Genomic DNA, 14,824 nt, shown 5'->3' with positions numbered 1-14,824 from the left:
GAGTCGGCGGCCGGCAGATCTGCGGCTGCTGCTGCCCGCGCTCACCGCCTGGGCTGTGACCTCCGCCGTACTCGCGGTGGATCCGGTCCACCACTCGCCGCTCGTCGTCACAGCGGTGGTCGCTGCCGGAGCAGCCCTGTTCCTGCTCCGGCAGCGAGCCGCAGACGGCACCCGCCGAATCGCTCCGTCGACCGCAGCCGTCCTGCTGTCAGCAGCGGCGGCCACGCTGACCACCGTCCTGCACACCGCCGACCTCCACCGCGGCCCGATCCCCGATCTCGTGCGACCGTCCCTGACCGTGCAAGCCGCCGCCCCGTCGGAGCCGTCAACCGAGGCGCAGGCCGGAGTCTCGTCGGGCGGCGCCACCACGCCGGCCGGCGCAGCCGCACCCGGGGCCGCGGCCTCGCCGAAGGCGGCTGCCACAGCAGCCGTCACCGCGGTAGGCCCGGGCCCGCCGACCATCCCCGGCTCGCCGGAGCCCAGCGCCCACACCGCCGAGGCCAAGGGAACTTCCCCTGTCGAGCTGTCGGTGGACCTCACCGTCGCCGGCGACCCGACGCCACGAACGGGGCGGGTGCACGGCACCACGCCGGGGCAGGCCGTACTGACCTTCGACGCAGTGGTGGACCGCGTACGGTTCCCCATGGACCCCGGCCGCTCCGCCGTAGCCGTGCACACACCGGTCACCGTGCTCGTCCGGGCACAGGACATCGCCGCTTGGCGCGGGCTCGTTCCCTCGACCAGGGTTGCGGCCGGAGTCCGCGCGACCGCCCCCGGCGAGCGCGATCACGACTCGGCGGCTCGCCTGGTGGCGCTGGGCTCGCCGCGTCTGTTGGCCCCACCCGGCCGGTCCCAGCAGTTCGCGGCGGAGCTGCGCTCGGGCCTCCGTGAGGCAACCGACCACCTGTCGCCCGACATCCGGGGCCTCCTGCCGGGGCTGGTGGTGGGCGACACCTCGCGCCTTCCCGACGACCTGCGCGAGGCGTTCCGTGCCACCGACCTCGGCCACCTGACCGCGGTCAGCGGGGGAAATCTGGCGATCCTCCTCACCGTCCTGCTCGGAGCGTCCCGCAAGGAGGACGAGGGCAGCCGCGGCGGTCTGGCCGGTCTGCTCGGCCTGTCCATCCGGACTACCGCGCTCGTGGGCACGGGACTGACCCTCGCCTTCGTGACCATCTGCCGTCCAGAGCCGAGCGTTCTCAGGGCGGCCGCCACCGGTCTCCTCGGACTGCTCGCCCTCGCCACCGGCCGTCCCCGCCAAGGCGTGCCGGCCCTCGCCGGGGCGGTCCTGCTCCTGGTGCTCCTCGATCCCCACCTCGCCCGCTCCTACGGCTTCCTGCTCTCCACCCTGGCCACTGCGGGTCTCCTCACGCTCGGGCCGCGTTGGACGGAAGCGTTGTGCCGCAGGGGCTGGCCGACGGTCCTCGCCACCGCGACCGGCGCCACCGCAGCCGCCCAAGCCCTGTGCGCCCCGATCACCATCCTGCTCGCCCCGCGGGTCAGCCTGGTGGCCGTCCCCTGCAACCTGCTCGCCGAGGCCGCAGTGGCCCCGGCCACCCTGCTCGGCTTCGCGGCGCTCGCAGCCGAGCCGTTCGCCCCGGGCGCGGCCCGCGTGCTCGTGGACCTCGCGGCCGTCCCCACCGGGTGGCTGGCTGTGGTCGCCCGACAGGGCGCCGCAGTGCCCGGCGCGCTGCTGGACTGGCCCGACGGCCTGACGGGGGCACTGCTCCTGGCAGCCACCACGGTGGCGCTGTGCTGGGGTGTACCCCCGTTGCTGTCGGCCCGCCGCACCGCCTCCCGCAGGGTCCGGACCGCCCTGGCGGCCGGAGTCGTCCTGGCCCTCGCGGCCGTTCTGCTGCGACCGCCGACCGTCACCCGGATCGCCACCGGCTGGCCGCCGGCCGGGTGGCGCCTGGCCATGTGCGACGTCGGTCAGGGCGACATGGCCGTGCTCCCGCTCGCCTCCGACACCGCCGTGGTCGTGGACACCGGGCCGGACCCGGCAGCCGCCGACAACTGCCTCCGAGACCTCGGGATCTCCCGGATCGCCTTGCTGATCCTCACTCACTTCCACGCCGACCACGTCGAGGGGGTGCCCGGCGTGCTGCACGGGCGCACGGTCGCCGCGCTCCAGGTGACCCTGCTGGGCACGCCACCCGGTGAGCAGGCCCGCGTGCTGGGATGGGCCTCCGCAGCGGGCATCCCCCTCCTGCAGGCCCGCCGTGGGGAGCACCGCGCTGCGGGACGGGACCTCGCCTGGGACGTCCTGTGGCCCGACGACTCCCTCGGACCTTCCACCCCGGGAGCCAACAACGCCAGCATCGCACTCCTCGCCACCGTGGGACCGCCCGGGGACCAGCTGCGGCTGGCCCTGCTCGGCGACCTCGAACCACCGGCCCAGGCGGCACTGATGCAGCGCGGTCCACCGGGCCGGGTCGACGTCCTCAAGGTGGCCCACCACGGCTCCGCCAACCAGGACTGGGACCTCACCGGTGCCTTGCACCCGACGCTGGCACTCATCTCCTGCGGCCACGACAACCCGTACGGGCACCCCGCCCCGCGCACCGTCGACCGGCTGAGCGCACTGGGTGCCACGGTGCTGCGGACCGACCGGGCCGGAGACATCGCAGTCCTCGGCGGCCACCGGCACCTCCGGATGGCCACCCACCCGCACCACCATCGGAGCTGAGCCGGCATGACCCACCGCACCACCCGGATGGCCGTTCCCCGGGCAACCATTCCCCGCAGGACCGTTCCCCGTTCGACTGTTCCCCGGGAGCCGTCACCGGACGGCTCCCGGGGACTCACGCCCGCGACGTCACCGGACTTCGTCGTGCTCCGTGGCCGCTCCACCGGCCCCGGCCGCTCCACCGGTTCCGCCCGCCCTGCCGGCCCCGTCGGCGTTGGTGTCGAAGCGTTCGGTGCCCACCACGCGGAGCAGTTCCAGGCATCCGGCCGCCGTGGTGCCGGGTGCCGGGGTGAACAGCAGCAGCCGCTGGTCCTCGGTCGGCGTCAGCAGCGCCTCGCAGTCCAGACTGATCGGGCCTATCGCCGGGTGCACCACACACATCCGACTGGTCCGGCGCACAGCCACCTCGTGCAGCTCCCACAGCCGGGCGAACTCCTCGCTCGCTGCCGCGATCCGAGCCACCAGTGCCTCGGCCGCGGCATCCCGCGACCGCCGAGCCACCGCGGCCCGCAGGTCGGCGACGTGCACCCGGCTCCAGTGGTCACGTTCCTCCTCCGGGTACGCCTGGCGCACCGTCGGGTCGGTGAACCAGCGCCAGACCACGTTGCGGTCGTCCTCGCGGAGCGAGCAGACGCTGCCGAAGAGGGCGGTGGCCATGGCGTTCTGGGCGAGCAGATCGCCGAGGTCGCTGACGATCTGAGCCGGTGTCTCCTTCAGCTGGTCCAGCAGGTGGAGCAGCGCGGGGCGGACGTGGTCCCCGGCCTGTCGCCCGGCCGGCGGCCGATGCCCCGCCAGCAGGTGCAGGTGGTCCCGCTCGTCCTCCGACAGCCGCAAGGCCCGGGCGAGCGCGGCGAGCATCTGGACGGACGGCTGCGGGCCGCGGCCCTGCTCCAGGCGCGTGTAGTAGTCGGCCGACATGCCGGCGAGCTGCACGACCTCCTCACGGCGCAGGCCCGGCGTACGGCGGCGCGAGCCGGCGGGCAGCCCGACGTCCTGTGGGCTCAGTCGCTCGCGGGAACGGCGGAGGAAGTCTGCGAGCTCACGACGGTCCATCTCCATGATCCCCATGATGCTGTGGCAGGAGGGCGGGTAGCCAGGGTCTGCCGATACCACCCTTCCCTGCCGGAGGCGAACGCCGCGGATCGCGCGACCCGGAAGCCACCGCGTCCCGCAGCCCCGGCCTCACAGCCGGACGTCGAGCGCCCCCCCCGCACCCGCACCCGGCCTTGCCCCGAACCCCATCCGCGAGCCGGGCCGACCACCGCCGATCCATCGGCCCACTGCCCCGAAGGGGTCACCCGGTGTGTGGCCTCAGTCCTCCTCGCGCCAGCCGTCCTGGGCATCCGCGACGGCGTCGAGTTCGGCGAGCAGGGCGGGGGTCCAGCCGTCCTCGGGGGCCTCGAACACCAGCAGCCACTGGGCGTCCTCGGCGTCGTCCTCGCCCGCGAGCGCGTCCCGGACGAGCTCCGGGTCGTCGAGGTCGGGGCAGCGGGCGACGAGGTCCTCGCGGGCCTCGTCGGCGGCGTCGCGGTCGGGCAGGACGAGCAGTTGGCGGGCATGGTTCTTGATCACCGCACCATTCTGCAACCGCCCGCAGGGGCGTACGGTCCGGGGGTGTCACCGCACCGTGCGATCCTGGTACGCGATGGCCAGGAAGAGTGCACCCGACGACCTGCTCGCCCCGCTGACCCTCGCGGTCGGCCAGGAGGAGCTGCTGCTCGACCGCGCCGTGGCCGAGGTGGTGGCCGCCGCGAAGGCTGCGGACCCCGACACCGACGTCCGGGACCTCGCGCCGGGCGCCCTGCAGCCGGGCAGTCTCGCCGAGCTGACCACGCCCTCGCTCTTCGCCGAACGCAAGGTCATCGTCGTCCGGGCCGCCCAGGACCTCTCCGCCGACTCGGTGAAGGAGGTCAAGGCGTACATCGAATCGCCCGCCGACGAGGTGATCATGGTCCTCGTCCACGCGGGCGGTGCCAAGGGAAAGGGGCTGCTGGACGCGGCGAAGAAGGCCGGCGGCCGCGAGGTGCAGTGCGCCAAGCTGACCAAGAACGGCGACAAACTCGCCTTCATCCGCAACGAGTTCCGCCGGCTCGGCCGTGCGGCAGCCCCGGAGACCTGCCAGGCGCTGCTGGACGCACTCGGCAGCGACCTGCGCGAGCTGGCGGCCGCGTGCAGTCAGCTCACGGCCGACATCGAGGGGACGATCGACGAGGCCGCGGTCGCCCGCTACTACAGCGGCCGGGCCGAGGCCACCGGCTTCGAGGTGGCCGACCTCGCGGTGACGGGCCGCGCGGCGGAGGCGTTGGAACGGCTCCGCTGGGCCCTGGCCGTGGGGCAGCCGCCCACCGGCATCACCTACGCGCTGGCCTCCGGCGTCCGGAGCATCGGCCGACTGGCCTCCGCAGGCCGGTCGATGCGCCCCGCCGACCTCGCCCGCGAGCTCGGCATGCCGCCGTGGAAGGTCGACCGCGTCCGCCAGCAGATGCGCGGGTGGACGGGCGACGGCGTCGCCGCCGCCCTGACCGCCGTCGCCGAGGCGGATGCTGCCGTCAAGGGCGGTGGCGCCGATCCCGCCTACGCCCTGGAACGCGCTGTGGTCGCCGTGGCCCGTGCGGCCCGATCCGGCGCCCGCCAGTACTGACGGACACTCGCTACCGAGGGACACCTGCGGGTTGCTGGCCGGCAGCGGACTGCCACGGGTGCCACCGCCACGGGTGCCACCGTCGACGGTGGCACGGCCGACCCTCACATGGCCGACCCGCGACGCTGCCCGGCTGCCGCCTCAACCGCCGAGTGCCCGCAGCACCGCCCGGCTGTCGACCACCAGCGCCTGCCGGATCTGCTCCCGGTCAGGCACCGTCGTCTTGCCTTCCTGGAACGACCCCGACCAGCTCAGGTAGTACGTCAGGCCGCGGTCCCTGACGTACAGCACATGGGTGATGTAGTGCCAGCTGGAGTCCGAACTGCTCGGGTCGTCCAGGTAGCCGAGGTAGGCCTCCTGCCCGAGATCGGGGACCGAGGTGATCTGGTACTTCCGCTGCTGCAGGCCCGACCGCTGCGCCTCGAACTCGGGCTCGGGGTCGACCGCCTTGTGCAACTGCGCCTCGACGTACAGGGAGACGTAGTCGGTGTCCGCACCGGTCTTCTTGAGGTACTGGCTGCAGTACATGTCGTCGAGGGCGGGATGCCGGGTCGCGTAGTGGTACGGCTTGCCGTACTGCGAGGGGTAGAGCTGCTCGAACGAGGTCAGCTTGGCCGTCGTGCAGATGTCGCTGACCAGGTGGTACGGGCCCGGACCCGGCGCCTTGCGTCCGGTGGCCACCAGCGAGGGCACCGTCAGCACGGCGATGGCCCACACGGCGGACGCCACCAGGACGCCGCCCACCCCCCACAACAACCCTCTTCGCGCGCCGCCACCGTTCGGACGCCCTGAGCCGGAACCCCCGGGAGCGGCCCCGCCGGTGGCGGTCGCCGCGCCGGCTCCGCGCATGCCGCCCGGCCCGACGGCTCCGCCCGGTGCCGCCACCCCGCCCGGCGCAGCCGTGCCGATTGCACCGCCGAAGCCGCTGTAGGGGCCGGGTCCGTACGGGCCGGGCCCGGTGGCGCGGGAGGCCCCGGTGTGCGGTGGCGGCGGTGGTGGTGTCGACATCGGAGCCCCCAGTGGCCGTCCGGCGAGATGGTAGGACCGAACCATACCGGTCAGCAGGTCGTGACAGAGAGTTGCCGTTCGGCCGCACCGCGTGCCGTTTCCGTCGATGTTCGGTGATCGACGCCCGACGTCCCTACGCCCGACGTCCCGACGTCCCCGCGGTGCGGGCCTGGCGGTGCAAAAGCAGATTGCCCGCCCGGTGGGGACCGGACGGGCAATCGGTGAGGTGCCGGTGGACCGGCGCCTCGGTGGAGCTGTGTGTACCGCACCCGCGTGGCGAACGCAGGCCGCGTGCGGTACGGAGTCGTGCGTCTCGGGGCTCCGGGTAGAGGGCCGGTGCGTTCCGAGAGGGGGTGGTCGACGGTGCGGGTAGAGGGCCGCGATCTCGCCGACCTCCGGGGCGGGCCCGGGTGGTGCCGTCACCGCCCGAGGCGGTGGGGCGTCCGCGACAATCAGGCGGCGTTGACCAGCTTGGTGATCGCCGACTTCTTGTTGGCAGCCTGGTTCTTGTGGATGACGCCCTTGCTGGCGGCCTTGTCGAGGGCCTTGGCGGCCTCGCGGGCCAGCACGGTGGCCTTCTCGTTCTCGCCGGCGGCAGCGGCCTCACGGGCCTTGCGGATCGCGGTCTTCAGCGAGGACTTGACGGCCTTGTTGCGCAGGCGCGCCTTCTCGTTGGTCTTGTTGCGCTTGATCTGGGACTTGATGTTCGCCACGAATGAGCCTCAGTCTGTGTGGAACGGTCTCGACGGGTTGCACCGGAGCGGCTTCGGACCAGCTGAGAGGGCATGCCGAAACCAGGTGCAGCGCCCCACGCTACCAGGGGCGGTCGGCCGTCCCCAAACCGGACGCCCCCGCCGGATGCCCCACCGGGCTCCCCACCCGAGGGTGCCCCTTGGAACCCCGCAACGGGGGAGCCCCGTCCCCGGCCGCAGGCCCCACTCCACCGGAGGGGGGCCGCTCATGAGGAGGCCGCGTCCTCGTCGCCGGTCGTCGCCGGTAGCCGCCGGTCGTCACCGGTTCGACGGCTCGACAGGCCCTGCCGTGAGCACCGGCTCCCCGTAGTGCTCCACCACGGGGAACGGCTCGTAGAAGTGGTGCAGCAGCTCCCGCCACCGCAGGTACTCGGCGGAGCCGCGGAAGCCCTCGGTGTGGTCGGCGAGCGTCTCCCACTCCACCTGCAGCAGGAAGCGCGAGGTGCCGCCCTCGTCCAGGCAGCGACGCAGCTCCAGCGAACGGAAGCCGCGCTGGACGGCGATCAGCGGCCGGGCCTCGGCGAAGGCCGCGAGGAAGGCCTCTTCCTCGCCGGGCCGGACGTTCAGCAGCGCACTTTCGAGGATCATGGACGGCCATCCTTCCGGATCCGCGCGCCCTCTGGGAACGCCGCACCCGGGTGCGGCTCCGCACTCGGCCCCCCGCCGAGGGGCCCCGCGGACCGCCCCCGGTCGCACCTCCGACCGGCCCGCGGACCGCCCCCGACCCATCCCCGACCCATCCCCGACCGGCTCGCCGCCACGGCGGCTCGGGCTCGTGGGAGGATAGGGAGAGCCATTATCGATCGGACGAGACCGTCCGGTCCCCGGGAAGCCGGTCAGCGATGACCTGGACACCCCGGCCCCCGGACCACACGGAGAATCGGACCAAGGTGCCCGCGACCCCCAGCAATGTGCCAGAGCCCAGCCGGACCGACCCGGCGGTGATCCGCAACTTCTGCATCATCGCCCACATCGACCACGGCAAGTCGACGCTCGCCGACCGGATGCTGCAGATCACCGGTGTTGTCGACCCGCGGCAGATGCGCGCCCAGTACCTCGACCGCATGGACATCGAGCGCGAGCGCGGCATCACCATCAAGTCGCAGGCCGTCCGCCTCCCGTGGGCGCCGAAGACCGGCGCGAACGCGGGCACCACGCACATCCTCAACATGATCGACACCCCGGGCCACGTGGACTTCACGTACGAGGTGTCCCGCTCCCTGGCGGCCTGCGAGGGCACCATCCTGGTGGTCGACGCGGCCCAGGGCATCGAGGCGCAGACCCTCGCCAACCTCTACCTGGCGCTGGAGAACGACCTCACGATCATCCCGGTCCTCAACAAGATCGACCTGCCGGCCGCCCAGCCCGAGAAGTACGCGGCGGAGATCGCGCACATCATCGGCTGCGACCCGGAGGACGTGCTCAAGGTCAGCGCCAAGACCGGCCTCGGCGTCGAGGACCTGCTGGACCACATCGTCGACAACATCCCGGCCCCGGTCGGCGTCAAGGACGCCCCGGCCCGAGCGATGATCTTCGACTCGGTCTACGACTCCTACCGCGGCGTGGTCACCTACGTCCGTGTGGTCGACGGTCAGCTGACCAAGCGCGAGCGCATCGCGATGATGTCCACCGGCGCCACCCACGAGTTGCTGGAGATCGGCGTCATCTCGCCCGAGCCGAAGGTCGCCGACGGCCTCGGCGTCGGCGAGGTGGGCTACATCATCACCGGCGTGAAAGACGTCCGGCAGTCCAAGGTGGGTGACACGATCACCTCCATGCACAAGGGCGCCACCGTGCCGCTCGGCGGCTACAAGGACCCGCGCCCGATGGTGTTCTCCGGCCTCTACCCGCTGGACGGCTCGGACTACCCGCTGCTGCGCGACGCCCTCGACAAGCTGCGCCTCAACGACGCCGCGCTCGTCTACGAGCCGGAGACTTCGGTGGCGCTCGGCTTCGGCTACCGCTGCGGCTTCCTCGGCCTGCTGCACCTGGAGATCATCCGGGAGCGCCTGGAGCGCGAGTTCAACCTCGACCTGATCTCCACCGCCCCCAACGTGATCTACCGCGTGATCATGGAGGACGGCAGCGAGCACACCGTCACCAACCCGAGCGAGTTCCCCACCGGCAAGATCGCCGAGGTGTTCGAGCCGGTCGTGCGCGGCACCATCCTGGCGCCCAACGAGTTCGTCGGCGCGATCATGGAGCTCTGCCAGTCCCGCCGCGGCAGCCTCCAGGGCATGGACTACCTCTCCGAGGACCGCGTCGAGCTGCGCTACACCCTGCCGCTCGCGGAGATCGTCTTCGACTTCTTCGACCAGTTGAAGTCCAAGACCCGCGGCTACGCCTCGCTCGACTACGAGCCCATCGGTGAGCAGTCGGCCAACCTGGTGAAGGTCGACATCCTGCTGCACGGCGACGCGGTGGACGCCTTCTCCGCGATCGTGCACAAGGACAAGGCCTACAACTACGGCGTCATGATGGCGGGCAAGCTGCAGAAGCTGATCCCCCGCCAGCAGTTCGAGGTGCCGATCCAGGCCGCCATCGGCTCCCGGGTCATCGCCCGCGAGACCGTCCGCGCGATCCGCAAGGACGTCCTCGCGAAGTGCTACGGCGGTGACATCTCCCGCAAGCGGAAGCTGCTGGAGAAGCAGAAGGAGGGCAAGAAGCGCATGAAGATGGTCGGCCGGGTGGAGGTCCCGCAGGAGGCCTTCATCGCCGCGCTGTCCACCGATGCGGAAGCCCCCAAGGAGAAGAAGTAGCGGTAGCGGTACCGCGTACGGCGGAGGCCGCCGCCCGGGCGAACCGGGTGGCGGCCTCCGCCGTTCTCCGCGCAGGGGGCGCGCTCACTTCACGGGCGTCCAGCTTCACGTGCGTCTCACTTCACGTGCGTGAGCTTCTCCGGGTTCACCACCACGTACGCCTCGGTGATCCGGCCGTCCGCGACGGTGAAGGCGATCACGCCGGCCACCACGCCCGGCGAGGAGTGGATCACCAGGCCGGGTTCGCCGTTGACCCGGGCGAAGGAGACCGTCGCCTCGGCGCTCATGAACTTCGCCACCAGGCCGACCACCAGCCGGGAGACCCGGTCGGCGCCGACGATCGGCCGCACGCCCGCGCTGACCACGCCGCCGCCGTCCGAGTGCCAGACGACGTCCGGGTCGAGCACCGCCAGCAGCGCCTGGAGGTCGCCGCCGGCCGTGGCCGCGGCGAAGGCGCTCACCGCCTGCCGGTGCTCGGCCGGGTCGACGGTGCTCCGGCGGCTGCCGTCCTTCACCCGCCGCCGCGCCCGGGAGGCGAGCTGGCGGGCGGCCTGAGGGCTGCGCTCCAGGGTGGCGGCGATCTCGTCGAAGCCGACCGAGAAGACGTCGTGCAGGACGAAGGCCGCTCGTTCGGCCGGGGTGAGCTGCTCCATCACGGTGAGCACCGCCATCGACACCGACTCGCCGAGCTCGGCGAGGTCGGCGGGGGAGCTCTCGTCGGCGACCAGCGGCTCGGGCAGCCACTCGCCGTAGTACTCCTCGCGGCGCACCCGGGCCGAGCCGAGCTGGTCGTAGCAGAGCCGGGTGACGACGGTGGTGAGGAAGGCGCGGGGTTCGGCCACCGCGGCGCGGTCGGCGGACCGCCAGCGCAGCCACGCCTCCTGCAGCACGTCCTCGGCGTCGGCCACCGAACCGAGGAGCCGGTAGGCGACGGCGCCCAGGTAGCGCCGGTAGGTCTCGAACGGGTCGGCGAGCGCCGCATCGGTGTCGGTCACCCGGCCACGCTAGCGCGATCTTGCCCGGGCGGGACGGACGTCCGCCGCACCCGCGGCCACGACCTGCCCCACAGCACCGGCCCGGACACGCCTCGGGGGAGGCCCGGTGTTCCCGGACCTCCCCCGACGCCTCCCCGACGCCCGGGACGCCGTCGCGGCGGCCCGGCTCAGTCGACCTCGGCCACCGCCTCGGCGAACTGCGCCTGGTAGAGCCGCGCGTACGCGCCCTCCGCCGCGATCAGCTGGTCGTGCGAGCCCTGCTCGACGATCGAGCCGTTCTCCATCACCAGGATCACGTCGGCGTCCCGGATGGTGGAGAGCCGGTGCGCGATCACGAAGCTGGTGCGGCCGGTGCGCAGCCGCGCCATGGCCTTCTGGATGAGCACCTCGGTGCGGGTGTCGACCGAGCTGGTCGCCTCGTCCAGCACCAGGATGGAGGGCTGGGCGAGGAACGCCCGGGCGATGGTGATCAGCTGCTTCTCGCCCGTGCTGACGCCGGTGCCCTCGTCGTCGATCACGGTGTCGTAGCCGTCCGGCAGGGTGCGGACGAAGCGGTCGACGTGGGCGGCCTTCGCGGCCTCCACCACCTGCTCGCGGGTGGCGCCCGCGGCGCCGTACGCGATGTTGTCGGCGATGGTGCCGCCGAACAGCCAGGTGTCCTGGAGCACCATGCCGATGCCGGAGCGCAGCTCCTCGCGGGACATCGCGGCGATGTCGACCCCGTCCAGGGTGATCCGGCCGCCGCTGACCTCGTAGAACCGCATCAGCAGGTTGACCAGGGTGGTCTTGCCCGCGCCGGTCGGGCCGACGATGGCGACGGTCTGGCCGGGCTCGACCTTCAGCGACAGGCTCTCGATGAGCGGCTTCTCCGGCTCGTAGCTGAAGGCGACGTCCTCGAAGGCGACCCGCCCGGCCAGCTCCGCGGGGCGCTCCGGCATGGCCGGCTCCGGGGTCTGCTCGGGGGCGTCGAGCAGTTCGAAGACCCGCTCCGCGGAGGCCACGCCGGACTGCACCAGGTTCGCCATCGAGGCGACCTGGGTGAGCGGCTGGCTGAACTGCCGGGAGTACTGGATGAAGGCCTGCACGTCGCCGATGGAGAGCGCGCCGCTCGCCACCCGCAGACCGCCGACCACCGCGACCAGCACGTAGTTGAGGTTGCCGATCAGCATCATGGCCGGCTGGATGATGCCGGAGATGAACTGTGCCCGGAAGGCGGAGTCGTACAGCGCCTCGTTCTCGCGGGCGAAGACCTCCGCGGCCTCCTTCTGGCGGCCGAAGGTCTTCACCAGGGTGTGGCCGGTGTACATCTCCTCGATGTGGGCGTTGAGCGCACCGGTCGTCTTCCACTGGGCGACGAACTGGGGTTGCGCCCGCTTGCCGACCCGGGCGGCGACGACGACCGACAGCGGCACCGAGATCAGTGCGATCACGGCCAGCAGCGGGGAGATCCAGAACATCATGCCCAGCACGCCGACGATGGTGAGCAGGGAGTTCACCACCTGGCCCATGGTCTGCTGCATGGACTGGCCGATGTTGTCGATGTCGTTGGTGACCCGGCTGAGCACCTCGCCGCGGGGCTGGCGGTCGAAGTAGCTGAGCGGCAGCCGGGCGATCTTCGCCTCGACGTCGGCGCGCAGCCGGAAGACCGTCCGCTGGATGGCGGTGGTGGCGAGCCGGCCCTGGACGATGCCGAAGACGGCGGAGGCCACGTAGATCGCCAGCACCCAGAGCAGCACGGTGCCGATGGCGTCGAAGTCCATGCCCTGGCCGGGGGTGAACGGCACGGTGGAGAGCATGTCGGCGATGCCGCCCTCGCCCTTCGCCCGGAGCCCCTCCAGCACCTGCTGCTTGGTGGCACCGGCCGGGGCCTGGGCGCCGACCACGCCGGCGAAGATCAGGTCGGTGGCGTGGCCGAGGACGTACGGGCCGGCGACCGCGCAGCCGATGCTGACGGCGCCGAGCGCGAGGACGCCGTACAGCAGCGGGCGTTCCGGGCGGAGCAGGCCGAGCACTCGTCGGCCGGAGCCCTTGAAGTCCATGGACTTCTCGGCGCCCTGGCCGCCCATGAAGCGGCCGGGTCCGGCCGGGCCGCGCCGGGCGGCGGCCTCCTGCGAGGCGCTGCGCTGGGGCTTCTGGCCGGGGGTGGTCACGCCGCCTCCTGTTCGGTGAGCTGGGAGAGGACGATCTCCCGGTAGGTCGGGTTGTCGGCCATCAGCTCCCGGTGGGTGCCGCTGCCGACGACGGCGCCCTCGTCGAGCACGATGATCCGGTCGGCGTCGCGGATGGTGGAGACCCGCTGGGCGACGATGACGACCGTGGCGTCGGAGGTCTCGGTGGCCAGGGCCCGGCGCAGCTTGGCGTCGGTGGCGTAGTCGAGGGCCGAGAAGGAGTCGTCGAAGAGGTAGATCTCCGGCTTGCGGACGAGCGCGCGGGCGATCGCCAGGCGCTGCCGCTGGCCGCCGGAGACGTTGGAGCCGCCCTGGGAGATCGGGGCCTCCAGGCCCTCCGGGAACCTCTCGACGAACTCCTTGGCCTGGGCGGTGGCCAGTGCCTCCCAGAGTTCGTCGTCGGTGGCCTCGGGCCGGCCGTAGCGGAGGTTGGAGGCGACGGTGCCGGAGAAGAGGTAGGGCTTCTGCGGGACCACGCCGATGACCTCGGACAGCCGGGACGGGTCGATCTCCCGGACGTCCACGCCGTTGACCAGGACCTGGCCGCCGGTGGCGTCGATGAGCCGGGGGACGAGGCCGAGCAGGGTGGACTTGCCGGAGCCGGTGGAGCCGATGATCGCGGTGGTCTCGCCGGGGCGGGCGAGGATGTCGATGCCGCGCAGGACGGGCGCCTCGGCGCCGGGGTAGCGGAACTCGACATCGCGCAGTTCCAGCCGGCCGCGGCCGTCGAGCTCGGTCACCGGGGCGGTGGGGGCCACGATGCTCGACTCGGTGGTGAGGACCTCCTGGATGCGCTCGGCGCAGACCTCGGCGCGCGGCACCATCATGAACATGAAGGTGGCCATCATGACGCTCATGAGGATCTGCATGAGGTAGGAGAGGAAGGCCGTCAGCGCGCCGATCTGCATCCCGCCGCTGTCGATCCGGTGGGCGCCGAACCAGAGCACGGCGACGCTGGAGATGTTCACCACGGACATCACGGCGGGGAACATGAAGGCCATCAGGCGGCCGACGCGCAGCGACACGTCGGCGAGGTCCTGGTTGGCGCCGCCGAACCGCTCCTGCTCGTGGCCGTCCTTGACGAACGCCCGGATCACCCGGATGCCGGTGATCTGCTCGCGCAGTATGCGGTTGACGCCGTCGATGCGCTGCTGCATGCCGCGGAACTGCGGGCGCAGCTTGCGGACCAGCAGGACGACCACGATGCCGAGCAGCGGGACGACGGCGAGCAGCAGCGCGGAGAGCGGGACGTCCTGGTTGAGCGCCATGACGATGCCGCCGACGCACATGATGGGCGCGGCCACCATCAGGGTGAACGCCATCAGCACCAGCATCTGGATCTGCTGGACGTCGTTGGTGGTGCGGGTGATCAGCGAGGGGGCGCCGAACTGGCCGAGCTCGCGGGAGGAGAAGCCCTGGACCCGGTCGAAGACGGTGGCGCGGATGTCCCGGCCGATGCCCATCGCCGTCCGGGCGCCGAAGTAGACGGCGCAGATCGAGCAGACCGCCTGGGCGAGCGAGACGGCGATCATCACGCCGCCGATCTGCAGGATGTAGCCGGTGTCGCCCTTGATCACGCCGTTGTCGATGATGTCGGCGTTCAGCGTGGGCAGGTACAGGGCACCGATGGTGGAGACGAGCTGGAGGAGGACCAGCAGCAGGATCGGTTGGCGGTAGGGCCCCAGGTGGGCCCGCAACAGTCTGATCAGCACCGTGACACTCTCGTCCTCGACGCGGATGCGCGCATCCTCATTTAGGTCTACTCGCGACTGGGTATTTCGTGCTAAGACCGCCCCAGTCGCCGGGGCGGAC

Annotated in this window: 11 protein-coding genes; 3 read left to right on the top strand and 8 right to left on the bottom strand. The window is 72.1% G+C overall.

The genetic code is table 11. The features are described from left to right. Positions 1–55: 55 nt before the first annotated feature. The gene (locus tag AB0O09_RS04495; protein ID WP_363540074.1) at positions 56–2,689 is read left to right on the top strand and encodes a ComEC/Rec2 family competence protein; all 2,634 of its coding nucleotides are present in this window, start codon (positions 56–58) and stop codon (positions 2,687–2,689) included. Positions 2,690–2,818: 129 nt separating this feature from the next. On the opposite strand, the gene AB0O09_RS04490 is transcribed toward AB0O09_RS04495, so the two are convergent. Together AB0O09_RS04490 and AB0O09_RS04485 are read right to left on the bottom strand one after the other, a co-directional pair. Then, positions 2,819–3,748 (bottom strand): helix-turn-helix transcriptional regulator, encoded by a 930-nt coding sequence (locus AB0O09_RS04490; protein ID WP_363540072.1) that lies wholly within the window; start codon positions 3,746–3,748, stop codon positions 2,819–2,821. Between the two features lie 252 nt (positions 3,749–4,000). Further along, positions 4,001–4,261 carry a hypothetical protein gene (locus tag AB0O09_RS04485; protein WP_363540070.1) on the bottom strand — a complete coding sequence of 87 codons (261 nt, stop codon included), beginning with the start codon at positions 4,259–4,261 and terminating at the stop codon, positions 4,001–4,003. 73 nt (positions 4,262–4,334) lie between these two features. Here AB0O09_RS04485 and holA point away from each other — a divergent pair, with 73 nt between their 5' ends. Further along, entirely contained in the window at positions 4,335–5,330 is a 996-nt protein-coding gene (holA, locus tag AB0O09_RS04480; protein WP_363540068.1) for a DNA polymerase III subunit delta, read from the top strand. A 141-nt stretch (positions 5,331–5,471) separates the two neighbouring features. Here holA and AB0O09_RS04475 read toward each other — a convergent pair whose 3' ends face one another. The 3 genes from AB0O09_RS04475 to AB0O09_RS04465 form a co-directional block, all read right to left on the bottom strand. Next, the gene (locus tag AB0O09_RS04475; protein WP_363540066.1) at positions 5,472–6,059 is read right to left on the bottom strand and encodes a hypothetical protein; all 588 of its coding nucleotides are present in this window, start codon (positions 6,057–6,059) and stop codon (positions 5,472–5,474) included. Positions 6,060–6,790: 731 nt separating this feature from the next. Continuing rightward, positions 6,791–7,051, bottom strand: a complete 261-nt coding sequence (gene rpsT / locus AB0O09_RS04470; protein WP_030270581.1) for a 30S ribosomal protein S20 — start codon at positions 7,049–7,051, stop codon at positions 6,791–6,793. 297 nt (positions 7,052–7,348) lie between these two features. Then, on the bottom strand, positions 7,349–7,678 hold the full coding sequence (locus AB0O09_RS04465; RefSeq protein WP_363540063.1) for an antibiotic biosynthesis monooxygenase: 330 nt from the start codon (positions 7,676–7,678) through the stop codon (positions 7,349–7,351). Positions 7,679–7,980: 302 nt separating this feature from the next. Between AB0O09_RS04465 and lepA the strand changes: the two genes are divergently transcribed. After that, positions 7,981–9,849: a translation elongation factor 4 gene (gene lepA, locus AB0O09_RS04460; RefSeq protein WP_363540061.1), complete on the top strand. Its 1,869-nt coding sequence runs from the start codon at positions 7,981–7,983 to the stop codon at positions 9,847–9,849. Positions 9,850–9,965: 116 nt separating this feature from the next. Here lepA and AB0O09_RS04455 read toward each other — a convergent pair whose 3' ends face one another. From AB0O09_RS04455 to AB0O09_RS04445, 3 genes are all read right to left on the bottom strand, one after another. Further along, the gene (locus AB0O09_RS04455; RefSeq protein ID WP_363540059.1) at positions 9,966–10,844 is read right to left on the bottom strand and encodes a sigma-70 family RNA polymerase sigma factor; all 879 of its coding nucleotides are present in this window, start codon (positions 10,842–10,844) and stop codon (positions 9,966–9,968) included. A gap of 167 nt (positions 10,845–11,011) precedes the next feature. Then, a complete protein-coding gene (locus AB0O09_RS04450; RefSeq protein WP_363540204.1) occupies positions 11,012–12,910 on the bottom strand; it encodes an ABC transporter ATP-binding protein in 1,899 nt (632 codons plus the stop codon). An 80-nt stretch (positions 12,911–12,990) separates the two neighbouring features. Then, complete coding sequence (locus tag AB0O09_RS04445) at positions 12,991–14,724, bottom strand: ABC transporter ATP-binding protein (protein WP_363540058.1); 1,734 nt, start codon at positions 14,722–14,724, stop codon at positions 12,991–12,993. Positions 14,725–14,824 lie beyond the last annotated feature (100 nt).

This window comes from Kitasatospora sp. NPDC093679, from assembly GCF_040683455.1.
Lineage (GTDB): Bacteria > Actinomycetota > Actinomycetes > Streptomycetales > Streptomycetaceae > Kitasatospora > Kitasatospora arboriphila.
This window is presented reverse-complemented; position numbering and strand designations above follow the sequence as displayed.

Bases quoted from the DNA above. Each gene is read 5' to 3' on its own strand.
- AB0O09_RS04465 (WP_363540063.1), bottom strand. From the start codon at position 7,678: ATGATCCTCGAAAGTGCGCTGCTGAACGTCCGGCCCGGCGAGGAAGAG.
- AB0O09_RS04490 (WP_363540072.1), bottom strand. From the start codon at position 3,748: ATGGAGATGGACCGTCGTGAGCTCGCAGACTTCCTCCGCCGTTCCCGC.
- holA (WP_363540068.1), top strand. From the start codon at position 4,335: ATGGCCAGGAAGAGTGCACCCGACGACCTGCTCGCCCCGCTGACCCTC.
- AB0O09_RS04450 (WP_363540204.1), bottom strand. From the start codon at position 12,910: ATGGGCGGCCAGGGCGCCGAGAAGTCCATGGACTTCAAGGGCTCCGGC.